General features: G+C 72.7%; 21 protein-coding genes. 13 read left to right on the top strand and 8 right to left on the bottom strand.

The genetic code is table 11. From position 1 onward, the window contains the following. Positions 1–26: 26 nt before the first annotated feature. Together ABGB10_RS06615 and ABGB10_RS06610 are read right to left on the bottom strand one after the other, a co-directional pair. Positions 27–1,313, bottom strand: coding sequence for a nicotinate phosphoribosyltransferase (locus ABGB10_RS06615; RefSeq protein ID WP_347659952.1), 1,287 nt, complete (start codon positions 1,311–1,313; stop codon positions 27–29). A 16-nt stretch (positions 1,314–1,329) separates the two neighbouring features. After that, positions 1,330–4,008: a LuxR C-terminal-related transcriptional regulator gene (locus ABGB10_RS06610; RefSeq protein WP_347659951.1), complete on the bottom strand. Its 2,679-nt coding sequence runs from the start codon at positions 4,006–4,008 to the stop codon at positions 1,330–1,332. A gap of 195 nt (positions 4,009–4,203) precedes the next feature. Between ABGB10_RS06610 and ABGB10_RS06605 the strand changes: the two genes are divergently transcribed. From ABGB10_RS06605 to rdgB, 11 genes are all read left to right on the top strand, one after another. Further along, positions 4,204–5,754, top strand: coding sequence for a hypothetical protein (locus ABGB10_RS06605; RefSeq protein ID WP_347659950.1), 1,551 nt, complete (start codon positions 4,204–4,206; stop codon positions 5,752–5,754). A gap of 148 nt (positions 5,755–5,902) precedes the next feature. Then, positions 5,903–6,193: an ATP-dependent Clp protease adapter ClpS gene (gene clpS, locus ABGB10_RS06600; RefSeq protein ID WP_030487198.1), complete on the top strand. Its 291-nt coding sequence runs from the start codon at positions 5,903–5,905 to the stop codon at positions 6,191–6,193. A gap of 2 nt (positions 6,194–6,195) precedes the next feature. Continuing rightward, on the top strand, positions 6,196–6,690 hold the full coding sequence (locus ABGB10_RS06595) for a DUF2017 domain-containing protein (protein WP_347660152.1): 495 nt from the start codon (positions 6,196–6,198) through the stop codon (positions 6,688–6,690). 52 nt (positions 6,691–6,742) lie between these two features. Next, the gene (locus ABGB10_RS06590; protein WP_347659949.1) at positions 6,743–7,231 is read left to right on the top strand and encodes a M67 family metallopeptidase; all 489 of its coding nucleotides are present in this window, start codon (positions 6,743–6,745) and stop codon (positions 7,229–7,231) included. 65 nt (positions 7,232–7,296) lie between these two features. Continuing rightward, positions 7,297–7,683, top strand: coding sequence for a MoaD family protein (locus ABGB10_RS06585; RefSeq protein ID WP_347659948.1), 387 nt, complete (start codon positions 7,297–7,299; stop codon positions 7,681–7,683). 11 nt (positions 7,684–7,694) lie between these two features. Then, positions 7,695–8,660, top strand: a complete 966-nt coding sequence (locus ABGB10_RS06580; protein ID WP_347659947.1) for a pyridoxal-phosphate dependent enzyme — start codon at positions 7,695–7,697, stop codon at positions 8,658–8,660. 226 nt (positions 8,661–8,886) lie between these two features. Then, a complete protein-coding gene (locus ABGB10_RS06575; protein WP_347659946.1) occupies positions 8,887–9,630 on the top strand; it encodes an MBL fold metallo-hydrolase in 744 nt (247 codons plus the stop codon). A gap of 111 nt (positions 9,631–9,741) precedes the next feature. Then, positions 9,742–10,887 carry a glycosyltransferase family 1 protein gene (locus ABGB10_RS06570; RefSeq protein WP_347659945.1) on the top strand — a complete coding sequence of 382 codons (1,146 nt, stop codon included), beginning with the start codon at positions 9,742–9,744 and terminating at the stop codon, positions 10,885–10,887. Continuing rightward, positions 10,884–12,053 carry a glycosyltransferase gene (locus ABGB10_RS06565; protein WP_347659944.1) on the top strand — a complete coding sequence of 390 codons (1,170 nt, stop codon included), beginning with the start codon at positions 10,884–10,886 and terminating at the stop codon, positions 12,051–12,053. Before ABGB10_RS06570 ends, ABGB10_RS06565 begins: the two co-directional genes overlap by 4 nt. A gap of 9 nt (positions 12,054–12,062) precedes the next feature. Then, on the top strand, positions 12,063–12,791 hold the full coding sequence (rph, locus tag ABGB10_RS06560; RefSeq protein WP_347659943.1) for a ribonuclease PH: 729 nt from the start codon (positions 12,063–12,065) through the stop codon (positions 12,789–12,791). Further along, positions 12,788–13,405: an RdgB/HAM1 family non-canonical purine NTP pyrophosphatase gene (rdgB, locus tag ABGB10_RS06555; protein WP_347659942.1), complete on the top strand. Its 618-nt coding sequence runs from the start codon at positions 12,788–12,790 to the stop codon at positions 13,403–13,405. Before rph ends, rdgB begins: the two co-directional genes overlap by 4 nt. Before the next feature lie 95 nt (positions 13,406–13,500). Here rdgB and hutH read toward each other — a convergent pair whose 3' ends face one another. From hutH to ABGB10_RS06525, 6 genes are all read right to left on the bottom strand, one after another. Then, positions 13,501–15,039 carry a histidine ammonia-lyase gene (hutH, locus tag ABGB10_RS06550; RefSeq protein WP_347659941.1) on the bottom strand — a complete coding sequence of 513 codons (1,539 nt, stop codon included), beginning with the start codon at positions 15,037–15,039 and terminating at the stop codon, positions 13,501–13,503. Then, the gene (gene hutI / locus ABGB10_RS06545) at positions 15,036–16,220 is read right to left on the bottom strand and encodes an imidazolonepropionase (RefSeq protein WP_347659940.1); all 1,185 of its coding nucleotides are present in this window, start codon (positions 16,218–16,220) and stop codon (positions 15,036–15,038) included. The genes hutH and hutI overlap by 4 nt, the downstream gene beginning before the upstream one ends. Further along, positions 16,217–17,578, bottom strand: coding sequence for a formimidoylglutamate deiminase (locus tag ABGB10_RS06540; RefSeq protein ID WP_347659939.1), 1,362 nt, complete (start codon positions 17,576–17,578; stop codon positions 16,217–16,219). The genes hutI and ABGB10_RS06540 overlap by 4 nt, the downstream gene beginning before the upstream one ends. A gap of 238 nt (positions 17,579–17,816) precedes the next feature. Then, entirely contained in the window at positions 17,817–19,019 is a 1,203-nt protein-coding gene (locus tag ABGB10_RS06535; protein ID WP_347659938.1) for an allantoate amidohydrolase, read from the bottom strand. Continuing rightward, complete coding sequence (hutU, locus tag ABGB10_RS06530; protein ID WP_347659937.1) at positions 19,016–20,674, bottom strand: urocanate hydratase; 1,659 nt, start codon at positions 20,672–20,674, stop codon at positions 19,016–19,018. The genes ABGB10_RS06535 and hutU overlap by 4 nt, the downstream gene beginning before the upstream one ends. Positions 20,675–20,691: 17 nt before the next feature. Next, on the bottom strand, positions 20,692–21,543 hold the full coding sequence (locus ABGB10_RS06525; protein ID WP_347659936.1) for a MurR/RpiR family transcriptional regulator: 852 nt from the start codon (positions 21,541–21,543) through the stop codon (positions 20,692–20,694). A gap of 130 nt (positions 21,544–21,673) precedes the next feature. Between ABGB10_RS06525 and ABGB10_RS06520 the strand changes: the two genes are divergently transcribed. Next, entirely contained in the window at positions 21,674–22,948 is a 1,275-nt protein-coding gene (locus ABGB10_RS06520) for a hypothetical protein (protein ID WP_347659935.1), read from the top strand. An 89-nt stretch (positions 22,949–23,037) separates the two neighbouring features. Further along, positions 23,038–24,159 (top strand): glycosyltransferase, encoded by a 1,122-nt coding sequence (locus tag ABGB10_RS06515; protein WP_347659934.1) that lies wholly within the window; start codon positions 23,038–23,040, stop codon positions 24,157–24,159. Positions 24,160–24,236 lie beyond the last annotated feature (77 nt).

Genomic DNA, 24,236 nt, shown 5'->3' with positions numbered 1-24,236 from the left:
GCCCGCGGGGGCGGTCGTGGGTGAACTCAGTCGGAGGGCACTACGGTGACCGGCACGGCCGGGTCGCCGGCCGAGAGCTTCAGCCCCTCCCACGGGATGGAGATCAGGCACTCACGCAGGTGTTCCCGTGACGCGTCGAGCGAGGGTAGCGACACCGGTTCGCCGCCGACCACGTACGAGTGCTGGAGCATGCGGTCGTTCGGCTTCCGGTCCGGTACGCCCTGCGGGACGATGACCTCCTCGGTGGCGGTGCCGGTCGGCTTGTGCCGGCGGACCGCGACCTTCCGACCGCCGATGGTCGCCTTGTGCTCGGAGCGCTTCACCACCGGCCGCCCCTCGACCTCGACGAGCTTGTAGACCAGCCCGGCGGTCGGCGCTCCGGAGCCGGTGACCACGGCCGTGCCGGCGCCGTACATGTCCACCGGTTCGGCGGCCAGCGAGGCGATCGCGTACTCGTCGAGGTCACCCGAAACGATGATCTTGGTTTCGGTGGCGCCCAGCGAGTCGAGCAGCTCCCGGGACTGCTGAGCGATCACCGCCAGATCGCCCGAGTCGATCCGTACGGCCCGTAGGTGTGGCCCGGCCACCGCGATCGCGTTGCGGATGCCCTGACTGATGTCGTACGTGTCGACCAGCAGCGTGGTGTCCCTGCCCAGCGTGGCGACCTGTGAGGCGAACGCCGCCCGCTCGTCGTCGTGCAGCAGGGTGAACGCGTGCGCCGCCGTGCCCGCCGTCGGGATGCCGTAGCGCGCACCGGCGGCGAGGTTGGACGTGAACCGGAACCCGGCCAGGTACGCGGCCCGCGCCGCGGCCACCGCGGCCTCCTCGTGCGCCCGCCGCGATCCCATCTCGATCAGCGCCCGGCCCCGTGCCGCGGTCACCATGCGCGCCGCCGCCGCGGCCACCGCGCTGTCGTGGTTGAGCACGGAGAGCACCAGCGTCTCCAGCACCACGCACTCGGCGAAGCCGCCGGAGACGGTGAGGATCGGTGAACCGGGGAAGAACAGCTCACCCTCGGCGTACCCGTCGATGTCGCCGGTGAAGCGGTAGTCGGTGAGCCAGGCCGCGGCCGATTCGTCGACCACCCCGGTCCGGCGCAGGAAGTCGACCTCGGAGGGGTCGAACCGGAAGTCGCGGATCAGCTCGACCAGCCGGGCGGTGCCGGCGACCACGCCGTACCGGCGGCCGCTGGGCAGCCGGCGGCTGAACACCTCGAAGACACACCGGCGGTCGGCGGTGCCGTCCCTCAGTGCCGCGCTGACCATGGTCAGCTCGTAGTGGTCGGTCAGCAGCGCGGGTCGGTGGTTGCTCACCGCCCCAGCCTAAGGTTCAGCCCACGTCGCTGCCTTCGTGGCCCGGGATCGAGCGCAGCGCGGCCCACAGCTCCGCCCGGCCGGTCACGCCGAGCTTGGCGTAGATCCGCTGGAGGTGGTTCTCCACGGTGCGTGCCGAGAGGTAGAGCCGTTCGGCGATGGCCCGGCTGGGCGCGCCGTGCGCGGCGAGACGGGCCACCTGCCACTCCCGCTCGGTGAGCACCGGCGCGCCCGCGTGCAGCGCCGGCGTCCGGATCGAGCCACAACGCCCGAGCAGCCCGGCCAGGCGCTCCCGGGCGTCGTTGGCCGCCGCCGAGTGCTGCCGGCGCAACCGCTGCACAGCCTGGGAGGTGGCCTCGGCCGCGTACACGGTCAACTCCAACGCGGCATAGTCGTCGGCGACCGCGAGCAGATCGGTGGCAGAGTCGGTCGCCGCGGCGCGGGCGTGCCGGGCCAGCAGCGGCGGAAGCACCCCGTCGACCCGTTCGGAGAGTTCGGCGAGGCGCTGGGCGACGGTACGGCGGCCACCGTCGGAGCAGGTGGGACCGACCGGCATGCTCGCCTGGTCCAGTCGCACCAGGTCGTGCAGCACGTGCACCTCGTGTCCGGCGAAACCGTCCGCGCGCAGCCGGTCCACCAGGTCGCCGAGGTGCTTGACCGCGCCCGGCACGTCGCCGGACGCGGCGAGGGCCGCGCCCCGGGCCTGCTCCAGCCACGGGTAGAGCACCGCCATGCCCGGCGCGTGGGTGCGGTCCGCCTCGGCCATCGCCGCGGTCGCCTGCGCGGCGTCACCGCGCAGCGCCGCCGACTGGGCGCGCTCCGCCTGGGCCAGGCCGGCGTAGACCCGGCTGGTGGCCAGCACCGCGCAGGCCCCCAGGGCGGTCCGCATGGCCGCGTCGCTCTGCCCGCGCATCCGGGCCGCGTACGCCTGGAGGATGGCGAGGTAGCCGGTGCCGAGCCGGAAGTCACCGGCACCGGCGAGGTCGGCGAACTCGTCGGCCACGATCGCGTCGATCCCGGCCAGGTCGCCGGTGAGCATGAGCCTGGTGCCCCGGGCCAGCTCCAGTGCCAACTGCAGGTACGGCATGTCGGTGCGCCAGTTGGCGGCAGCGGAGTGCACCTGGGCGATCGCCGTACCGCTGCGGTTCAGCTGGCCCTGCGCGGCCTGGACGTACGCGATGGTGGAACGCGCCAGCTCGCGGGCGGCGACGCCGGCCGCCGGCCGGTCCAGGACGCGTTGGCTGAGCCGCACGGCGGTCGTCGTGTCCAGCCCGTGCAGGCGCATGATCGCCTCGAAGGCGTGCACCCGGGACCGGTCCGCGGAGTCGCTGAGTTGCTCGACCCGGCTCGCGATCTCCTCCACCGTGGACTGTCGGCTCAACCCCCAGTAGCTGACCATCCCGCGCACGGTCAGCCAGCGGCAGAGTCGCCGCTCGTCGCCGGGCTCGGGGGTCACCCCGTCGAGAACCCCGATCGCCTCCTCGGGCCGGTCGGCGAACATCAGGATGGTGGCCAGCAGTTCGGCCGCGTCGGAGCCGCCGTCGGCGTTGAGCGCGGCGCGTGCCAGGCGGGTGGCCAGCGGCACGTCGTACCGGGTGAACGCCTGGACGGCGGCATCCACCAGCAGCGCCGGGTCCTGCGCCGTGCCTGAGTCGAGTCGCCAGACCGCCACCCGTAGCAGGTCGTCGCGGCGGCGCTTGCCAACCTGTTCGAGCAGTTCCGCGAGGTTCGCCTGGAGGCGGCGGGTGCGGCTGACCGGGCACCGGCGGCGCATCACCTCGCCGTAGAGCGGGTGGGCCAACCGGACGTCGGTGCGCCGGTCGTGCTGGATCACACTGATCAGGCCGCGTTCCTCGGCGGTCTCCACGTCCGCCTGGTCGGCGGCCTGCTTGAGCAGGTGCAGGCCGAGTGGTTCGCCGAACGCCACGAGTTCGACGACCGCGCGGACGCCGTCGGTGAGCTTGCCGACCCGGGTGTCGATCAGGTCGGTGAGGTTGGGCGCCAGCTCCAGTCGCCCGGTCCACTTCCAGATCCCGTAGGTGCGCTTCAGTTCCGCGCTGCCGCTGGCGGCGTGCACCAGCTCGCGTAGCAGCAGCGGGTTGCCGGCCGAGAGTTCCCCGAGCCGGTCGGCGGAGCCGGCATCGACCGGGCCACCCAGGATCGCCGCCAGCAGGCCGGCGGTCTCCTCCTGTGGCATCGGGGTCAGCTCGACGTGCTCGACCAGGTCGTCGGTCCAGAGTGCGCGAATCGGCAGCGGAATCTGCTCGCCGTCGCGCAGGGTGCCGAGCACTGTGGCGTTCTCCGCACGGGCGACCAGGTGCACCAGCGCCGCCGAGGGCGGGTCGAGCAGGTGGGCGTCGTCGATGGCGAGCACGATGCGTCGGCCCGCCGCCTGCTGTTGCAGCACGTTGAGCGCCCAGCGCAGGATGCCCGCGGGGGAGAGGCCCTGCGGCTGCTCGGCGGGGAGGACCTGCACCAGCCCGCCGAACGGCAGCGCGGCGGTGGTGGCGCTGGCCGCGATGGACCAGATCGCGAACCGGTCGGTGGGCAACGCGTTGACGCCTTCGCGCAGTAATCGGCTCTTGCCGATGCCCGCGCTGCCGCTGAAGAAGAGCCCTCGGCCGGCCTCGCCGGTCACCGCCGCCAGCAGGCGGTTCAGCTCATCTGTCCGGCCGACGAACTCCCATCGACTCATCCGCGCAGCATATCGATCGGAATCCGTCCGCGCCCGTACCGTCACCGAACGAAGTTGAGTAGCCACACAATTACCGATGAGTATTCGATGTGTTCCACCCGGTCGCTGGCCCGCCCGTAGTCTTCCGGCATCCGGGTTCTTCACCGTTCTTCCAAGCGACCGGGCAACCGGTCACCTGCCACGGGAGGCCACCTGATGAAGCAGGGCCCTCTCCCCTCGATCGATTCGCCGGACGACATGGCCGGCCCAGCCGACCTGCCCATCTGCGGCCCGCTGCCCACTCGGGTCGGCGTGACCGGGGCTACCCCGGCGGAGCCGCTGGGCGTGGTCGCCGTCGGGCCGGCCGGTGCCGACCGGCGCGCCGTGCTCGCCACCCTGCTCGGGCTCGACCCGGTCATGCTCACCGTGCCGACCGGCAGTTGGCTGGTGGTGCGCAACGCCAAGGTGCCCACCCGGGCCGCGTTCGTGCCCGGTTACCGCCAGCCGCACTCCTACGGCGCCGACCGCAACGCCGCCGGACCGGCGTTGGCCCGTCCGCCCCGGCGTGTCGAGCTCAGCGTGCCAGAGCCACTGCTGCGGCACTTCACCCTGATCGACAGCCCGGACACCGCCACCCTCGGCGTGGCCGGCACCCGGGTGCTGCTCGACGCGGTGGGCCGGGCCGGCGCGCTGCTCTTCGTGATCGCCGCCGACCAGGCGTTCACCGCCGCGGAGCTGAACCTGCTCACCGAGGTCGCCCCGACCTCGGTGGAGGTCGTCTTCGCAGTGACCCCCGGAGCGGCGAGCTGGGCACCCCTGGCCGACGGCGCGGCGACTACGGAGGACGCGGGGGCGTCCGTCCCGCCGGCCGAGGGTGCGGCGACCGAGGTCGACTCGGCCTCGGTGACCGTGGCGGCACACCGTGCGGCGCTGTTGGCCGCGGTGCCCGCGCTGGCCGGCGCACGGTGGTTCCCGGTCGGTGACGCCGAGTCCGCCGCCGACCTGCGGCGGGCGCTGGTGGGATGGTCGTCGCGGGAAGGGCTGCAACGGGCCAGTGTCGACCCGCCGGTGTTGCCGGGCGAGCATGGCCGCATCCCGGTGGCCGCCGACCCTGGCGACTGGTCCGATCGACTCGACCGGCACACCCGCTCGTGCGCGCAGCGGATCCGTCAGCACCTCGCCCTGGAGTTGGCGAACATCCACCTGCGGGCGGTCCAGGAGATCGTGTTCGGGGTCGGCTGCGCGGGCCTACCGGATCTACTGGACCGGGAGATGGCGGCGTTGTCGTTGTTGGCCACGGCGCAGTGCGACCAGGCGGTGCACGGCATCATGAACGACGTCGTGGGCCGGGTGCTCGGCGTGCCGCCGACCGAAGGCGTGCGACGGCGGATCTCCACCGCCGTGCGGTACGGCATGCTCGACGACCGACCCGGCCAGGAGCTGGACAAGGTGCTACTGATCACCAGCACGGCCGGGGTCGCGGGGCTGACCGGCCCGGAGGCGATCGACGCCCTCGCCAGCTATCCGGCGGCGGCCCGCACCGAGGTGCTCCCGCCGGTCGCGGTGGCGCTCTCCGGCGGGTGCTGGCAGCAGTGGCGTACGCCCGGCAACGACGACCACAGCGCGGCGCGGGCCTGGTCCCAGCGGGCCGTGCGGGAGGTCGAGCTGGGGTTGTCCCGGGAGATCTCCCGACGGTTCGAGGTGATCCGCCTCTCGCTGGGCACGGTGCTCTCCGATGCTGTCGACCACGGCATCCTGCTCGCCTGACCGCGTGGTGGCACCTCGGTCCGGGTTCGTCTCGCACCGCGCGCCCGATGGCGTGTGGGGCGACTCAGGGGTGCCCGGGGTGGGCGATCCACGCCGGGCCGGCGTTCCGGTTCCTCGGTTCCGGGAAACCGGTGGCACGATGGGGGGCATGGCGGCTCCGCAGGTTGCACCGGTCGAGACGCCGGCCACTGACGAGGTGCCGGCGTCCGACCGGCAGTGGGTGACGATCGTGTGGGACGACCCGGTCAATCTGATGACGTACGTGACCTGGGTCTTCCAGAAGCTTTTCGGCTACAGCCGGGAAAGGGCCGAGCAGCTGATGCTGGACGTGCACCACAAGGGCCGTGCCGTGGTCTCCACAGGTGCCCGGGAGCGGATGGAGCACGACGCGTCGCAGCTGCACGCGTACGGGCTGTGGGCGACGGTGGACAAGTCGTGAGTATGTTCCGTCGCCAGGCCGGCTGCTACGTCGCCACCTTCGCCGTGGACGAGGCGCGGGTGTTGCGCAAGGTCGCCTCCGAGGTGGTCGGCCTGCTCACCGATGGCTTCGACCACACCGACCCGGTCGTCGGTCGACTCTTCCCGGCGGTCTATCCGCAGGACGCCCCGGGCACCGCCGAGTTCCGCCGCTACACCGAGGGCGACCTGAAGACCGCGAAGATCGACCAGGCGGGGGCCATCCTGGCCGCGCTTCCCGACGAGGCGGGCGGCGAGGTGCGGCTGGACGCCGAGGCGGCCGAGGCGTGGTTGCGGGCGCTGAACGACGCCCGGCTCGCGATGGGTGTCCGGCTGGAGATCAAGGACGGCACCGATCTGGGCGAGGAGTTGGACGACGCGGTCGCCGAGGACCCGGCGTCCAGCCGGGTGTTCCAGCTTTCGGTCTACGCGTACCTCGGATACTTGCAGGAGTCGCTGCTCAACGCCTTGATCGACTAGGCGTGACCGGCACCACTTCGGCCCGTGCTCATCAGGCGTTAGGCTGGTGCTCGTGCTGAGCATCGACCGGTCGATCATCGACGCGATCGTCGCCCACGCGCGCCGGGATCACCCCGACGAGGCGTGCGGCGTGGTCGCCGGGCCCCTCGGCAGCGACACCCCGACCCGGCACATCCCGATGGACAACGCCGCGCGGTCGATGACCTTCTACGAGTTCGACTCGATGGAGCACCTGCGGGTGTGGCGGGAGATGGACGATCGGGACGAGGAGCCCGTCGTCATCTACCACTCGCACACCGCCACCGAGGCGTACCCGTCGCGGACGGATGTCTCCTTCGCGGGCGAGCCGGGCGCGCACTACCTGCTCGTCTCGACCCGCGAGCCCGACTCGGAGGAGATCCGGTCGTTCCGGATCGTCGACGGCGTGGTCACCGAGGAGCCGGTCCAGATCGTGGAGGCCGGCGTCGACCCGCATGCCGTCCAGTCCTACATGTTCGGGCAGAGCCCGGCGACGGTCGACTACGAGTGTTCCGGCCGCTGATCCGTCAGCGTCCGACCCGTCTCGTCCCGTCACCGTAGGTACACCCGATCGAGGAGCTCGACATCATGGCCATTGAGGTTCGCATCCCCACCATCCTGCGCAGCTACACCGGCGGCGCCAAGGTCGTCGACGGCGCCGGCGACACCCTCGCCGATCTGCTCACCGACCTGGACTCCCGGCACGGCGGTCTGCGCGGCCGGCTGATCACCGAGGCGGGCACGTTGCACCGCTTCGTCAACGTCTACGTCAACGACGAGGACGTCCGCTTCCTCGGCGCGCTGGACGCCAAGCTCTCCGACGGCGACAGCGTCACCATCCTGCCGGCCGTAGCCGGCGGCGCGTTCGGCTTCGCCGCCGCCGCGGCGATCAGCTCGCACGGTGCCGCCGCTGCGGCGATCAGCTCGCACGGTGCCGCGGCAGCGGCGGTGCGCGGCGCCGTCGCGGCTCGCTGAGGTCGGCCGCCATGGCGCGGTACGACAGTCTGCTCGACGCGTGTGGGGGCACGCCCCTGGTCGGCCTGCCCCGGCTCTCCCCGACGGTGCCCGACGGGGCACCGCCGGTGCGGCTCTGGGCCAAACTGGAGGACCGGAACCCGACCGGCAGCATCAAGGATCGCGCGGCGCTGTTCATGGTGCGGGCGGCGGAGGAGGCCGGCCGGCTCCGGACGGGTGACACCATCCTCGAGCCGACAAGTGGCAACACCGGCATCTCGTTGGCGATGGTGGCCAAGTTGCGCGGCTATCGGTTGGTCTGCGTGATGCCGGAGAACGTCTCCACCGAGCGGGTCCAGCTACTTCGGATGTACGGTGCCGAGATCATCTTCTCGCCGGCGGCGGGTGGTTCCAACCAGGCGGTCGCCACGGCCAGGCAGATCTCGGTCGAGCACCCCGACTGGGTGATGCTCTACCAGTACGGCAACGAGGCCAACGCTCGGGCGCACTACGAGACGACCGGGCCGGAGCTGCTGCACGACCTGCCCACGATCACGCATTTCGTGGCCGGGCTCGGCACCACCGGCACGCTGATGGGCACCGGCCGCTACCTGCGGGAGAAGGTCGACGGGATCCAGGTCGTGGCCGCCGAACCGCGGTACGGCGAGCTGGTCTACGGCCTGCGCAACATCGACGAGGGATACGTGCCGGAGCTGTACGACGCCTCGGTGCTCTCCCGGCGGTTCTCGGTCGGCACCCGGGACGCGGTGCTGCGTACCCGGCAGCTCGTGGAGGTGGAGGGCATCTTCGCCGGCTTCTCCACGGGTGCCATCCTGCACGCCGCCCTCGCGGTGGCGCACGAGGCGGTCCGTGACGGCCGGCGTGCCGATGTGGCCTTCGTGGTCTGTGACGGCGGGTGGAAGTACCTGTCGACCGGCGCGTACGGTGGCACGCTCGCCGACGCCGAGGACGCCCTGGAGGGGCAGCTCTGGGCCTGACCTGGTGAGGGCTTTTCCGTTACGGGCCGTCGACGTGCGTCGGCGGCCCGTAACGCTGCCCACCGCGCCGTGAGCAGGTGTCACGTTCGTGACAAGTTCCGTTGGATCATTCTTGCCGCCGGGCACCCCGGCGTAGGCTGCGCAGCGTGACGCACGCGTCGGTAGAGATCATGGCTGTAGCGACGGCCGACATGAATGCTACTGACAGTGACAGCGAGACGACTCGATGCGACTGACCGTCCTCGGCTGCGCCGGCAGCTTTCCCGGTCCGGAGTCACCGTGTTCGGCCTACCTCGTCGAGGCCGACGGTTTCCGGCTCCTGGTCGACTTCGGCTCCGGGTCGATGTCCAGCCTCCAGCGGTACGCGGGGCTGCACGCGCCCGACGCGATCCTGCTGACCCACCTGCACTGTGACCACATCCTCGACGCCGTGACCTACGTGGTGGTCCGCCGGTACGCCCCGGAAGGCCCCTACCCGGCGCTGCCGGTGTACGCGCCCGCCGGCGCGCCGGACCGGCTCAGTGCCGCGTACCACGACGACGACACCATCGACGACGTCTACCAGTTCTACGCGCTTGAGCCGGGCACCTTCCCGATCGGCCCGTTCACGGTCACCGTCGACCGGGTCAACCACCCCATCGAGACGTACGGGGTGCGGCTGGAGCACGACGGCCGGTCGCTGTGCTACTCCTCGGACACCGCGACCTGCGACGCGTTGCTGCGGCTGGCCCAGAACGCCGATGTCTTCCTGTGCGAGGCGAGCTTCCTCGACGGGGTGGACAACCCGCCGGATCTGCACCTGACCGGCCGGGAGGCCGGCGAGGTGGCGACCAAGGCCGTGGTCGGTCGGTTGCTGCTCACCCACCTGGTCGCGGCCTGGGGCAGCGAGGCGCACACGCTGGAGTCGGCCGCTTCCGCGTACACCGGACCCATCGACGTGGTCCGTCCCGGCGCCAGTTACGACGTCTGACCCATCCCGTCCCGGTTGGGGTGGGCCGGGCCGCGGTGTTGTGCCGTACTGTTCGCCGGCCGGTCAGCGGACGGTCGTCTGACGCACCCGTGGCACCCGCACGGTGTGGGCATGCGGATCGCCATCGTGACCGAGTCGTTCCCACCGGACGTGAACGGCGTCGCGCACTCCGTGGTGCGCACGGCGGAGCACCTGCTCGACCGGGGCCACGAGCCGGTCGTCATCGCGCCGGCCCCGCCCGGTGCCAGCCGGCAGAACATCGACCGACTGCCGTACCCGGTGGTGCGCATCCCCAGCGTGCCGCTGCCCCGATACCAGGGTTTCCGGTTGGGCGTGCCGACCACCACCCGGCTGACCGGGGCGTTGCTGTCGGCTGAACCGGACGTGGTCCACCTGGCCAGTCCGTTCGTCCTCGGCGCACGGGCTGCCACCCTGGCCAGCCGGCACGGGCTGCCCATGGTGGCCGTCTACCAGACCGATGTGGCCGCGTACGCGCGGGCGTACCGGGTGAGCTGGGGTGAGGCGGCGGCCTGGCGACGGATCCGGGAGATCCACAACTCGGCGCAGCGCACCCTCGCCCCGTCCACCCGGGCCGCGGCCGACCTGATCGCCAACGGGGTGCAGCGGATCTGGCTGTGGCGTCGTGGCGTGGACGCCGTGCGATTCGACCCGGCCAAACGGTGTGCGGCGCTGCGGGAGCGGTTGGCACCCAATGGTGAGCTGCTGATCGGCTACGTCGGCCGGCTCGCCCCGGAGAAGCGGGTGGAGTTGCTGGCGGCGACGTCGCGACTGCCCGGTGTGCGGGTGGTGGTGGCCGGCGACGGCCCGGCCCGCCGGCAGTTGGCCCGGGAACTGCCCGGGGTGACCTTCCTCGGCGTGCAGCAGGGTGAGGACCTGGCCCGGCTCTACGCGAGCCTGGACGTGTTCGTGCACACCGGACCACACGAGACCTTCGGCCAGACCATCCAGGAGGCGTTGGCCTCCGGGGTGCCGGTGGTGGCACCGGCCAGCGGCGGCCCGGTCGACCTGGTCGACGAGGGCGTGACCGGGGCGCTGGTGCCGCCGAACGACGGCGACGCCCTCGCGGCGGCGGTGGCCGACCTTGCCGTCGACGCCGACCGGCGGCGGGCCTACGGGCTGGCCGCCCGGGTCGCGGTCAGTCGCCGTAGCTGGGCGGCCGTCGGCGACGAGCTGATCGGGCACTACCACGCGGTACGCGCCGTGGCCGCCACCGTCGGCCTGCCGGCCGCCTCGTGACCGGGGGCACGGGCGGTCTGCGGATCGTGCGGCTCGCCAACTTCGTGACCGCGCGCTCCGGTGGTCTGCGTACCGCGCTGCGACACCTGGGCGAGGGTTACCGGGCGGCGGGGCACGATCCGGTGCTGGTGATACCCGGCCGGTACGCCTCCGACGAGTCGTACCCGTGGGGGCGGGTGGTCACCCTGCCCGGCCCGGAGATGCCGGGCAGCGGCGGTTACCGGCTGCTCGCCGGCCGGCGTCGGCTGGCCCGGCTCCTCGCCGACCTCACGCCGGACCGGTTGGAGGTGTCCGACCGGTCGTCGCTGCGCTGGACGGGCCGGTGGGCGCGGGCGCACGGGGTGCCGTCGGTGATGGTCTCGCACGAGTCGCTGACCGGGCTGCTCGGCCAGTGGGGGGTGCCGCACACGCTGCGCCGGCCGATCGCGGACCGGCTCAACCGGGCGACCAGCCAGGCGTACGACCGGATCGTGTGCACGACCCGGTGGGCCGCCGAGGAGTTCGACCGGATCGGCGCCGGCAACGTCGACCTGGTGCCGCTCGGGGTGGACCTGGACACCTTCTCCCCGGACCGGGCCGACCCGCGGCTGCGCGCCCGGTACGCCGACCCGAGCGAGGTGCTGTTGGTGCACTGCGCCCGGCTGTCCCCGGAGAAGCGGCCGGAGCTGGCCGTGCAGACCCTGTCCGAGCTGCGTCGGACCGGCGTACCGGCGGTGCTGGTGATGGCCGGCGATGGCCCGCTGCGCGGCACGCTCGCCCGTCGGGCGGAAGGGTTGCCGGTGACGTTCACCGGCTTCCTCCCGGACCGTGCCGCGGTGGCCGCGTTGCTCGCGAGCGCCGACGTCGTGCTGGCGCCCGGCCCGGTGGAGACCTTCGGCCTCGCCGGTCTGGAGGCGTTGGCCTGCGGCACCCCGGTCGTCGTCAACGCGGCCAGCGCCCTGCCCGAGGTGGTCGGGGCCGCCGGCCTGGCCGCGTACGGCTCGGGGGAGTCGATGGCCGCGGCGGTGACCCGCCTGGTGGACCGCCCGGAGGCGCAGCGGCGACTGGCCGCGCGGGCGCGGGCCGAGGAGTTCGGGTGGCCGGCCGCCGTCGCCGGGTTCCTCCGGGTGCACGACGCGAACGCCCCCGTGGGCACCCCGAGCGAGGTGGATCCCCGCACCGCATAGGGTGCAGGCATGGCGCGACCTGACGGGCGAGGGCCCTCTCAACTTCGACCGGTGACCCTGACCCGAGGCTGGAGCACCCATCCGGAGGGCTCGGTGCTCGTCGAGTTCGGCGGCACCCGGGTGCTCTGCACGGCGAGCGTCACCGAGGGGGTGCCCCGCTGGCGCAAGGGCTCCGGGCTCGGTTGGGTGACCGCCGAGTACGCGATGCTGCCCCGGGCCACCAACACCCGCTCCGACCGGGAGAGCGTCAAGGGTCGGGTCGGTGGTCGTACCCACGAGATCTCCCGGTTGATCGGTCGCAGCCTGCGGGCCAGCATCGACCTCAAGGCGCTCGGCGAGAACTCGATCGTGCTCGACTGCGACGTGCTCCAGGCCGACGGGGGCACCCGCACCGCGGCGATCACCGGCGCGTACGTCGCCCTGCACGACGCCGTGGGCTGGCTCGCCGCGCGGAAGGCGTTGGCCGGTAAGCCGGAGAAGGTGATGCACCGGTCGGTGGCGGCGATCAGCGTCGGGATCATCGCCGGCGAGGCACGTCTCGACCTGTGCTACGAGGAGGACGTCGCCGCCGAGGTGGACATGAACGTGGTGTGCACCGGCGCGGGCGACTTCGTCGAGGTGCAGGGCACCGGTGAGGCGGGCGTGTTCGCCCGGGACCAGCTCGACAGCCTGCTCGACCTTGCCGTCGCGGGTTGCACCGAATTGGCCGAAGCCCAGCGGAAGGCACTCTCCTCATGAACAAGGTCCTCCTCGCCACCCGGAACCGTAAGAAGCTGGTGGAGCTTCAGCGGATCCTGGACGGCGCGCTCGGCGCGCACCGGATCGCCCTGCTCGGGCTGGACGACGTCGAGCAGTACGCGGAGCTGCCGGAGACCGGCCTGACCTTCGGTGAGAACGCGCTGATCAAGGCGCGGGAGGGGTGTCGGCAGACGGGTCTGCCGACCATCGCCGACGACTCCGGGCTCGCGGTGGACGCGCTCAACGGGATGCCGGGGGTGTTCAGCGCCCGCTGGTCCGGCCAGCACGGCGACGACCAGGCCAACCTCCAGTTGGTGCTGAACCAGATCGCCGACGTGCCGGACGAGCAGCGGGCGGCCTCGTTCGTCTGCACGGTGGCGCTGGTGCTGCCCGGCGGCAAGGAGCACCTGGTCGACGGTCGGCAGTCCGGGCAGGTGCTGCGCGCTCCGCGCGGCGACGGTGGGTTCGGCTACGACCCGATCTTCCTGGGCGACGGGCAGGACCGGACCAACGCCGAGCTGACCCCGGCCGAGAAGGACGCCATCAGTCACCGCGGCAAGGCGCTGCGCGAGCTGGCCAAGCTGGTCGCCAAGGTGCTGCCGCCGGCCGCCTGAGACGGCGGCGAACGTCAACAGCACCGGCCGACAGACTCCGAAGACGCTGCCGCCCGCCACCTGACCCGTGGCGGACGACAGCGATCCGACCCGGGTCAGCCCAGCGGGCCGACCTGCCGTTCGATGGCGGCGCGCAACTCCGGTCCGGCGACGACCGCACGGGCCGCCTCCATCACGGGGGCGAGGAACACGTCCGGGCCGGGCTCGCCGGCCGCCGGGCCGAGCGCGGCGACGGCGGCACGTCCGGCCGGGGACGGGTCCAGCGGGGCGCGCAACTGAAGCCCGCGTACGCCGGCCAGCAGCTCCACCGCGAGCAGGCTGGTCAGGTTGTCCAGTACGGTGCGCAGCTTCTTGGCCGCCGCCCAGCCCATCGAGACGTGGTCCTCCTGCATGCCGCTGGTGGGCAGGGAGTCCACCGAGGCCGGGGCGGCCAGTCGACGGTTCTCGGCGACGATGCCGGCCGCCGTGTACTGGGCGATCATCAGCCCGGAGTTGACCCCGGCGTCGGGGGAGAGGAACGCCGGCAGGTCCCGGGAACGGGTGACGTCGAGCAGCCGGTCCACCCGCCGCTCGGCGATCGCGCCCACCTCGGCGGCGGCGATGGCGAGGAAGTCCGCGGCGAAGCCGAGCGGCGCGCCGTGGAAGTTACCCGTCGACTCGACCCGGCCGTCCGGCAGCACCACCGGGTTGTCCACCACCGACACCAGCTCCCGCGCCGCGACCGTGCGGACGAAGTCCAGGGTGTCCCGGGCCGCGCCGGCCACCTGCGGGGCGCAGCGCATCGAGTACGCGTCCTGCACGGCGTGCGCCAGGTCGTCGCGGTGCGAGTCCATCACCCGGGAGTCCTGCAACAACCGGTGGATGTTCGCCGCCGAGGCGGCCTGACCGGGGTGCGGCCGGATCGCGTGCAGCTCGGGTAGGAACGGCCGCTCGGAGCCCAGCATCGCCTCGATGGCCAGCGCGGCCGTCACGTCGGCCATGGCGAACAGGTGCGCCGCGTCGTCGATCGCCAGCAGCAGCATGCCGAGCATGCCGTCGGTGCCGTTGATCAGCGCCAGCCCCTCCTTGGCGGCCAGCTCGATCGGCTTGAGCCCGGCGGCGGTCAGCGCGTCGGCCGCGTCCTGCCGCTCGCCGGCCGGACCGAGGACCCAGCCCTCACCCAGCAGCGCCAGCGCGCAGTGCGCCAGCGGCGCCAGGTCGCCGGAGGCGCCCAGTGAGCCGTGCTCCGGCACCCACGGGGTGATGTCGTGGTTGAGCAGGTCGACCAGGGCCTCGGCGACCAGCGGCCGGACCCCGGAGCGGCCCAGGGCGAGGGACCGGACCCGCAGCAGCATCATCGCCCGGACCACCTCGCGCGGCATCGGGGCACCCACCCCGGCGGCGTGCGACCGGATCAGCGCGTGTTGCAGCTCGGCCCGCCGCTCCGGGGCGATGAAGGTGTTGGCCAGCGCCCCGAACCCGGTGGACACCCCGTAGACGGGGCGGCCGGACGACTCGATGCCGTCCACGATGGCCCGACTGGTCGCCATCGCGTCGATGGTGGCCGGGTCGAGGACGACCGTGGCGGTGCCGCGGGCCACCGCGAGAACGTCGTCGGCGGAGATTCCGGTGGGCTGGATGGTCACGGTCGTCATGGCGTTACTCCGTTGCGCATTACCTGGCGGATCAGGGGGACACCGGGCCGGTAGGCCAGGTGCAGGTACGAGGGGGCGTCCAGCACGACGAGGTCGGCCCGAGCGCCGGGGGTGAGGACACCGATGTCGTCGCGGCGCAGCGCCCGCGCGCCACCGGCGGTCGCGGCCCAGACCGCCTCCGCCGGGGTCATCCGCATCTCGCGGACCGCCAGCGCCACACAGAACGGCATCGAGGAGGTGTACGACGAGCCGGGGTTGCAGTCCGTCGCCAGCGCCACGGTGACACCGGCGTCGAGCAGTCGGCGGGCATCCGGGTACGGCGAGCGGGTGGAGAACTCGGCTCCCGGCAGCAGCGTCGCCACCGTGCGGGTCCCCGACCCGTCGCTGTGGGCCGTGCCGGCCAGCGCGTCCACGTCGGCGTCGCTCAGGTGGGTGCAGTGGTCGACGCTGGCTGCGTCCAGCTCCACGCCGAGCCGCACCCCGCCCCCGGGGCCGAGCTGGTTGGCGTGGATCCGTACGCCCAGCCCGGCGGCCTGACCGCAGGCCAGGATGGCCCGGGCGTGGTCGACGTCGAAAGCGCCCCGTTCGCAGAACACGTCGACCCACTTCGCGTACGGCGCGGCGGCGGCCAACATCGGGCCGCAGACCAGGCTCACGTAGTCGTCGGGGCGGTCGGCGTACTCGGCGGGCACCACGTGCGCACCCAGGAAGGTGGTCTCGGTGCTGCTCTCGGCGGCGATCCGCAGTGAGCGGGCCTCGTCGGCGACGGTCAGCCCGTACCCACTCTTGATCTCCATGGTCGTGGTGCCCTGGCGCAGCGCCTCCCCGCGCAGCCGGCGCACGGTGGCCCGTAGCTCGTTGTCGGTGGCGGCCCGGGTCGCTCCGACAGTGGTCCGGATGCCGCCACCGGTGTAGGGCTGACCGGCCATCCGGGCGGCGAACTCGGCGGCGCGGTCCCCGGCGAAGACCAGGTGGGCGTGGCTGTCCACGAAGCCGGGCAGCACCGCCGCTCCACCGGCGTCCAGCCGCCGGTCGGCGGCCGGCGCGTACGCGGACGGCCCGACCCAGACCACCCGGCCCTCCTCGACCAGCACGGCCGCGTCCCGGCGGATGCCCAGCGGGCCCTCGCCGGCACCGTTGGTGACCAGCTCCCCGATGTTGTCGACAAGCAGGCTGCTCACGAGGGGGTCACCGCCTCGATGGCCGCCGACAACTCGGCCGGCACGTCGACGCTCAGGTGCCGACCCTCGGCCACCACCACCCGACCGTCCACCACGACCTGCGTGACGTCCGCCGCGGAGGCAGCGAAGAACACGCCGACCGGCGGCACCCCGGCGGTACGGGCGCTGTCCAGCCGTACGGTGACCAGGTCGGCGCGGGCGCCGACGGCGATCCTCCCGGCGTCGGTCCAGCCCAGCGCGGCGTGCCCGGCGGCGCTGGCCGCCGTCAGCAGGTCGAGCGGCGCGAAGTGGCCGCGACGGCGGGTACGCAGCCGCTCGTCCAACTCCACCGCGCGGGCCTCCTCGAACAGGTCGACCACCGCGTGACTGTCGCTGCCCAGGCTGAGCCGGATCCCGGCGTCGGCCATCAGTCGGGCCGGGCCGATCCCGTCGGCGAGGTCCCGCTCGGTGGTCGGACAGAGGCACACCCCGGTCCGGCTGTCGGCGAGCAGGGTCAGGTCGGCGCTCGTCGGGTGCGTGGCGTGCACGGCGGTGGTGTTCGGCCCGAGCACGCCGTGCTCGGCGAGCAGCGCGGTCGGCGAGCGCCCGTGCACGGCCCGGCACTCGTCGTTCTCGGCGGGCTGCTCGGAGAGGTGCACGTGCAGCGGTCCCTGCCGTTCCTCGGCCCACTCGGCGACGGTGCGGAGCTGGTCGGCCGGGACCGCCCGCACCGAGTGCACGGCAGCGCCGACCCGGACGTGGTTGTCCGTCGGCTGGAACGCGCCCGCCCGCTGCGCCCATCGGGCCGCGTCCCCGTCACCGAAACGGCGCTGCGGGCCGGTGAGGGCCTGTCCGTCCACGGTGGAGGTCAGATAGCAGGTGTCCAGCAGGGTGAGCCGGATCCCGGCGTGCGCGGCGGCCTCGACCAGCGCCGCGCCCATCGCGTTCGGGTCGTCGTACGCGCCGCCGTCGGGCCGGTGGTGCAGGTAGTGGAACTCGCCCACGCCGGTGACCCCGGCCAGCGCCATCTCCGCGTAGACCGCGCGGGCCAGGGCCAGGTAGGTGTCCGGGTCCAGTCGGTCCGCCACCGCGTACATCTGGTCCCGCCAGGTCCAGAAGTCACCCCGGCCGCCGTGGGTACGCCCACGTAGTGCCCGGTGGAAGGCGTGCGAGTGCACGTTGGACAGGCCGGGCAGGGTCAGTCCGGGCAGCGGCACCGCGTCGGCGTACACCTCGACCCCGGCCGGTGGCCTGCTGGCGGGGGTCAGCGGCGTCACCGCCGCGATCCGGCCGCCGTCGACCTCGATGAGCACGTCGGGAGTGGGTTCGGCGTGCTCGGGCAGCCAGGCGTATTCGGCGAGCCAGCGGACGGTGGTCATACTCCTCGCCTCCTTTGGAGCTGAATCGTCTGCGACATCAACGACCGGGCTGACATCAGCCGCCGGGTTGACACCGGCGTTCGGGGTGGCGCCGACAGTCGGGGCCCTCCGGCTGATTCGTTTACGACATCAGCTCCAAAGGACGACAACAGGAGATGCCGCACCTCGCCACGCCGGAGACTCCGCACCCACCGGCGCCGCAGCTCCGTGCCGTCCGAGGAGCGGCTCGCCACCCCGTTCACCGGCATGTCAGCTCCTCCAGCACCCGGGCCAGCGCCCGTACCCCGGCGGCGCAGTCGTCGTCGCTCGCGGCTTCGGCGGGGGAGTGCGACACCCCGGTCGGGTTGCGCACGAAGAGCATCGCGGTGGGCAGGTGCCCGGCGAGCACCCCGGCGTCGTGCCCCGCGCCGGTCGGCAGCACCGGCGCGTCCAGCAGCCTGGCGAGGCGTTCGGCCAGCCCACCGTCGAAGGCGACCAGCGGAGTCGCCGACTCCTCGGTGACCGTCACCGCCGTACCGTCGCGGCGGGCCCGCTCGGCGAGCTTGCCGCGTACCGCGTCGACCAGGCCGGCGAGCGTCTCCGGGTCGGCGGCCCGGGCGTCCAGCCAACCGGTGACCTTCGACGGGATCGCGTTGGTGGCGTTGGGTTCGACGGCGACCCGACCCACGGTGGCGTGCGCACCGCGCAGCCGGGCCTCCTTGTTGGCCGCCAGCACCGTGAACGCGTAGGTCAGCATCGGGTCGCGGCGGTCGGTCATCCGGGTGGTGCCCGCGTGGTTGCCCTCCCCGACGACGTCGAAGCGCCACCGGCCGTGCGGCCAGATCGCGCTGGCAACCGCGACCGGCGCGTCGGTGTCGACGAGCGCGCGGCCCTGCTCGACGTGCAACTCGACGAAGACGCCGATCCGGCCCAACAGCTCCGGGCGGGCGCCCGCCGGTTGGTCGCCGAGTGCCTCGGCGAAGCTCACCCCGGCCGCGTCGCGCAGGCCGGCCGCGCGGTCGGGCGGCAGCGCACCGCTGAGCAGCCGCGACCCCAGGCAGGGTACGCCGAAGCGCGCACCCTCCTCCTCCACGAACGCGGCCAGCACCAGTGGCCGGTCCGGGGTGACCCCGGCGGCGCGTAGTTCGTCCACGGCGAGGAAGGCGCTGACGATGCCGAGTGGCCCGTCGTACGCGCCGCCGTGTGGCACCGAGTCGAAGTGGCTGCCGGTCAGCACGGCGTCGGAGCCCTCGGGATCACCCCAGTGGGCGAAGAGGTTGCCGTTGCCGTCCTCGGTGACCGGCATCGCGCGACGCTCGGCCTGCGCGCGGAACCAGGCCCGTAGTTCCAGCTCGGGCGCGGTCAACGCGTACCGCAGGTAGCCGCCACTGTCGGCGTCCCGCCCGATCGGCGCGATCTCGTCCCACAGGGCCCGGAAGCGGGCGGAGAGGTCGCCGGTCACGAGTCGGCGCCCTCGGTCATCGGGATGCGGACTCCGGTGCGGTCGGCGACCTCGCGGGCACTGTCGTAGCCGGCGTCGACGTGCCGGATCACGCCCATCGCCGGGTCGTTGGTGAGCACCCGTTCGATCTTCTGACCGGCCAGGGCGGTGCCGTCGGCCACACACACCTGCCCGGCGTGGATCGACCGGCCGATGCCGACGCCACCGCCGTGGTGGATGGACACCCAGGACGCGCCGCTGGCGGTGTTGACCAGGGCGTTGAGCAGCGGCCAGTCGGCGATGGCGTCGGAGCCGTCGGCCATGCCCTCGGTCTCCCGGTACGGGCTGGCGACGCTGCCGGTGTCCAGGTGGTCCCGGCCGATCACCACCGGCGCGGAGAGTTCACCGGAGGCGACCATGTCGTTGAACCGCACGCCCGCCCTGTCCCGCTCGCCCTGGCCGAGCCAGCAGATCCGGGCCGGCAGGCCCTGGAAGGCGACCCGCTCACCGGCCAGCTTGATCCAACGGGCCAACGACTCGTTCTCCGGGAACAGGTCGAGGATGGCCCGGTCGGTGGCGGCGATGTCCGCCGGGTCGCCGGAGAGCGCCGCCCACCGGAACGGGCCCCTGCCCTCACAGAACAACGGCCGGATGTACGCCGGCACGAAACCGGGGAAGTCGAAGGCACGCTGGTAGCCCGCGAGCTGCGCCTCACCGCGGATCGAGTTGCCGTAGTCGAACACCTCGGCGCCGGCGTCGAGGAAACCGACCATCGCCGCCACGTGCCGGGCCATCGACGCCCGGGCCCGGTCGGTGAACTCGGCCGGCTTCGCCGCGGCGTAGTCGCGGGCGTCGGCCAGGTCCACCCCCACCGGCAGGTACGCCAACGGGTCGTGCGCGCTGGTCTGGTCGGTCACGATGTCGATCTCCACGCCCCGCACCAGGAGTTCGGGGAAGACCACCGCCGCGTTGCCGACCACACCGACGGAGAGCGCGCGCCGGTCCCGCTTCGCCGCGAGCACCCGATCGAGCGCGTCATCCAGCGAGTCGGCCACCTCGTCCAGGTAGCGGTCGTGCACGCGGCGGTCGAGCCGGGTGCGGTCCACGTCCACGATCAGGCAGACGCCGCCGTTCATGGTGACCGCGAGGGGCTGCGCGCCGCCCATCCCGCCGCAGCCGGCGGTCAGCGTCAACGTGCCGGCCAGGGTGCTCCCGAACCGTTTGGCGGCCACCGCGGCGAACGTCTCGTAGGTGCCCTGGAGGATGCCCTGGGTGCCGATGTAGATCCACGAACCGGCGGTCATCTGCCCGTACATGGTCAGGCCGAGCTGTTCGAGGCGGCGGAACTCCGGCCAGGTCGCCCAGTCGCCGACCAGGTTGGAGTTGGCCAGCAGCACCCGGGGCGCCCACTCGTGGGTACGCATCACCCCGACCGGGCGGCCGGACTGCACCAGCATCGTCTCGTCCTCGCGCAGGTCGGTGAGCGTACGGACCAACGCGTGGTACGACGGCCAGTCCCGCGCCGCCTTCCCGGTGCCGCCGTAGACCACCAGGTCGTCGGGGCGCTCGGCCACCTCGGGATCGAGGTTGTTCATCAACATTCGCAGAGCGGCCTCCTGCTGCCACCCTCGGGTGGTCAGCTGGCTGCCCCGTGCGGCGCGGATGGGCTTGGTCATCTCTGCTTCTCCTCCGGTCATCCGAGGAACAACTGTCGGCGGGCCGCAGAGGCTTCGAACGCCTCCAGTCGGCGCTGGGTGTCGGCGGGTGCGGCGTCGCAGATCGCCTGCAACAGCACCATGGCCAGGGTCATCGGTGCGGTGTGCAGGTCGAACACGAGCTGCGCGCCGACTGCGGCGGGCAGCACCACGTGGGCGTACTCGGTGGCCGGGCTGACCGGTGAGTCGGTGATCGCCACCACGGTCAGCCCAGCGGCGCGCGCGTCGCGCAGCGCGTCCAGGGTCTCCCGGGGATAGCGGGGCAGGACGAAGGCGAGCAGGGCGGACGCTCCGGCCTCGGCCGCCTGCTCCAGCCGATCGGTGAGCAGACTGCCGCCGTCGTCGAGCACCCGTACGTCCTGGTGCACCTTGGCCGCGAAGTAGGCGAAGTACGCGGCCAGCGGCGCGGCGGCACGCAGACCGAGCACCGGCAGCGGGCGGCTCTCGGCGAGCAGCCGCCCGGTCTCGGCGATCCGGTCCCGGTCGGCGAGCTGACCGGCCAGCCGGTCCAGGTTGCCCATCTCCGCGCGTACCGCCTGCTGGAGTTCGTTGCCGGCGTCCGCCGACCCGCTCGGTGTCCCGGCGGTCAGATCGCGCAGCCGGCGGCGTAGGGCCGGGTAACCGTCGTGCCCGAGCGCGACGGCGAACCGGGTGACCGACGGCTGACTGACCCCGGCGAGATCGGCGACCTCGGCGGCGGACAGGTACGCCACGGCGGGGGCGTGCTGTACGAGGCAGTGCGCGATCCGGCGCTGGGTGGGGGTGAGCCGCACACCCTGGAACAGGTCGAGCACCCGGTCAGCGGGTGCCTCGACAGCTCCTTCATTCATGAGCTGACTCTATGCATAGAAACTTTCACGAAGCAAGCAGTGGCCCGCCCACCGAAGGGCGCCGGCCGGGGCCGGTCAGGCTGGACTGCGGTCGGTACTATCCGCACGGCGGTTCAACGGAGGAGTGCGCATGCAGCCGGAAGGCCCCTACAGGTTCACCCACGCGCTCGGCGGGTCACCAGTGGGGAAGGCGTGGGCAGCGATCGACGAGCAGGGCCGGTTCGTCACGGTGGCGGTGCTCGATGCCACAGTTGCCGCCACGGCCGGGTGGCGAGAGGCCTTCTCCGGGGCCGCCGACCTGCTGGCCCAGTCGGCCGACCCGACGCCCTACACGTACGCCGACTTCTCCGCCGCCGCACCCTGGGTGGCCTACTCGGCGGACGTCGGTCCCGGCGCGGAAAAGCTGTTCCGGGCCCTCGGCGTCGACTACACCCCCGCCCCGACGAGCGCCCCACCGACCTCCGCCCCACCGGCGGTGTCCGCGCCCCCCGTGTCGGCCCCACCGCAGCCCGTCTCCGGTGGACCGCCGGCCCCGTGGGCGGTGCAGGCCGCTCCGATCCCGAGCCAACTGGTGTCCGCCGCCCCGCACCCCATCTCCGGTGTACCTGCCTCTCCGGCCGCGGTGACCTCGTCGCCACCGGCCGTCCCCACGCCGACGAGTGGGCCGGGCGGCGACGCGTTCGCCTCACCGGTCCGCCGCATCGCCCCGTCCGCGCCGAAGCCCCAGCGGACCGGCCTCTGGATCGGGATCGCCGCGCTGGTCCTGGTGGTGCTCGCCGGTGCTGGCGGCGTGGCGCTGTGGAAGGGCTCGGGTGGCGAGGACACCCCCACGGTGACCGCGTCCGGCAGTACCCTCGGCCCGCCACCTCTGCCGACGGCGCCGCCGCAGGCGCCCGGCATCGAGCCGCCGAAGCCCGGAGCATGGCCGACCCAGTGGCCGAAGTACAACGAGCGGGATGAGGTGCAGACCCTGACCGACCTCGACGGGGTCGGCTTCCCGGTCAAGCTTCCGATGGACTGGAAGTGTGCCCTCGCGGCCCGCGCCGACGGCTTCATCAAGTACAACTGCGGGAACAATGCGCCGGGCGAGCAGATGATCGGTGGCGAGTTGATCGTGCGAAGCTGCCCTGCGCCGTGCAACGAGCAGTGGCAGAACGCGATGCGCGCCGTCGAGGAGGCATGGGGCGCGCAGTGGGTTCGCAGCGGCCAGCACGCGAGCTACGCCGAGCAGATCATCGAGGCCAACGGCACGAAGCGGCACGGGCTGGTCGTCGTCGCCTACGTCCGCAGCGGCGAGGCCGGCATGATCGACCGGCAGGTGGTGGTCCGGATGACCTCGCCGGTGGAGGGCGCCTACCAACTGCGCCGCTTCGCCAGCTACATCCGGGATGTCACAGTCTTCTGAGCACGCCCACAGGGTCCGCCACCCTGGTTCGACCGAATCTCTGTTGCAGCGAGTGTGACCGGTACCCCGGTCGCCTGGGGGGAAAGTCAGTGAGCCTCACTTCGTCCACACCCGACGCGGGTCTGCGGCCCCTGGCCGACCGGTCGGTCGCTCTGATCCACGAGTGGTTCGGCGCGACCGGCGGCTCGGAGCAGGTCTTTCTGAGCATGGCCGACGTGGTGCCACACGCGGATCGCTTCGTCCTGTGGAAGGACGACGATGCCACTGTGGACCAGGGCATCCACGAGTCCTGGATGGCCAAGACGCCGCTGCGGCGCAGCAAGGCCCTCGCGCTCCCGCTGATGCCGCTGACGTGGCGAACGCTGACCCGGAAGAAGTACGAGTTCGTCATCTCGTCGAGCCACGCCTTCGCGCACACCGTCAAGATCGGCGACCCGGACGAGACCCGGCACCTGAGTTACGTGCACTCGCCAGCCCGCTATGTCTGGAGCCCCGAACTGGACCAGCGGGGTGCGAACGCCGTGCTCGCACCGATGCGCGCCGTGCTGCAGGCCGGGGACAAGCGGCTGAGCCGGCACGTCCACAGCTACGCGGCGAACTCCATGGAGGTCCAGGCACGGATCCGCCGATTCTGGGGCCGCGACGCACGGGTGATCAACCCTCCGGTGGAGGTGGAGTACTTCGGCGCGGCTCCGCCGGAGGTACGTAACCAGGAACGCCGCTATCTGCTGGGCGTGGGCCGCTGGATCCCGTACAAGAACTTCGACCTGATGATCGAGATCGCCGCCGCGGCCCGGCTGCCACTGGTGATCGCCGGCGGCGGCCCGGAGGAGGAGAATCTGCGTCGGTTGGCCGCCCGAGCCGACGTGCCGGTGGAGTTCGAGTTCCGGCCGACGACAGAGCGGCTCCGCGAGCTGTACTGGGGCGCCGTGGCGCTGCTCTACCCGGCGCTCGAGGACTTCGGCATGATTCCGGTGGAGGCGCAGGCCTGCGGCACCCCGGTGGTGGGCTGGGCTCGCGGCGGGCTGTTGGAGACCGTCATCACCGGCCAGACCGGGTTCCTCCTGAACGAGACCGACCCGGCTGCCTACGTGGACCCGATTCGCCAGGCGGCGTTGCTGCCCCCGTCCGGGCCGATTGCGAACGCCCAACGGTTCACGCCGCAGGCCTTCCAGGCGAACATCGCCACCTGGTTGACGGACGAGGCATAGCCGCCCGGCCAGCCCTGTTGGCAGGAAGACCCCAGGTCTTGGCTTCACCTGCCGGCTCCCTTAATCTTGCGCCGGGT

It is taken from the genome of Micromonospora sp. B9E7 (assembly GCF_039871815.1).
GTDB lineage: Bacteria > Actinomycetota > Actinomycetes > Mycobacteriales > Micromonosporaceae > Micromonospora.
This window is presented reverse-complemented; position numbering and strand designations above follow the sequence as displayed.

What these genes read in the sequence shown, in the direction of transcription:
- ABGB10_RS06580 (WP_347659947.1), top strand. Translation starts at nt 7,695, where the DNA reads ATGGCGCGGTACGACAGTCTGCTCGACGCGTGTGGGGGCACGCCCCTG.
- hutU (WP_347659937.1), bottom strand. Translation starts at nt 20,674, where the DNA reads ATGACCAAGCCCATCCGCGCCGCACGGGGCAGCCAGCTGACCACCCGA.
- ABGB10_RS06595 (WP_347660152.1), top strand. Translation starts at nt 6,196, where the DNA reads ATGTTCCGTCGCCAGGCCGGCTGCTACGTCGCCACCTTCGCCGTGGAC.
- ABGB10_RS06570 (WP_347659945.1), top strand. Translation starts at nt 9,742, where the DNA reads ATGCGGATCGCCATCGTGACCGAGTCGTTCCCACCGGACGTGAACGGC.
- rdgB (WP_347659942.1), top strand. Translation starts at nt 12,788, where the DNA reads ATGAACAAGGTCCTCCTCGCCACCCGGAACCGTAAGAAGCTGGTGGAG.
- clpS (WP_030487198.1), top strand. Translation starts at nt 5,903, where the DNA reads ATGGCGGCTCCGCAGGTTGCACCGGTCGAGACGCCGGCCACTGACGAG.
- ABGB10_RS06540 (WP_347659939.1), bottom strand. Translation starts at nt 17,578, where the DNA reads ATGACCACCGTCCGCTGGCTCGCCGAATACGCCTGGCTGCCCGAGCAC.
- ABGB10_RS06610 (WP_347659951.1), bottom strand. Translation starts at nt 4,008, where the DNA reads ATGAGTCGATGGGAGTTCGTCGGCCGGACAGATGAGCTGAACCGCCTG.
- ABGB10_RS06605 (WP_347659950.1), top strand. Translation starts at nt 4,204, where the DNA reads ATGAAGCAGGGCCCTCTCCCCTCGATCGATTCGCCGGACGACATGGCC.
- hutH (WP_347659941.1), bottom strand. Translation starts at nt 15,039, where the DNA reads ATGACGACCGTGACCATCCAGCCCACCGGAATCTCCGCCGACGACGTT.
- rph (WP_347659943.1), top strand. Translation starts at nt 12,063, where the DNA reads ATGGCGCGACCTGACGGGCGAGGGCCCTCTCAACTTCGACCGGTGACC.
- ABGB10_RS06525 (WP_347659936.1), bottom strand. Translation starts at nt 21,543, where the DNA reads ATGAATGAAGGAGCTGTCGAGGCACCCGCTGACCGGGTGCTCGACCTG.
- ABGB10_RS06585 (WP_347659948.1), top strand. Translation starts at nt 7,297, where the DNA reads ATGGCCATTGAGGTTCGCATCCCCACCATCCTGCGCAGCTACACCGGC.
- ABGB10_RS06520 (WP_347659935.1), top strand. Translation starts at nt 21,674, where the DNA reads ATGCAGCCGGAAGGCCCCTACAGGTTCACCCACGCGCTCGGCGGGTCA.
- ABGB10_RS06575 (WP_347659946.1), top strand. Translation starts at nt 8,887, where the DNA reads ATGCGACTGACCGTCCTCGGCTGCGCCGGCAGCTTTCCCGGTCCGGAG.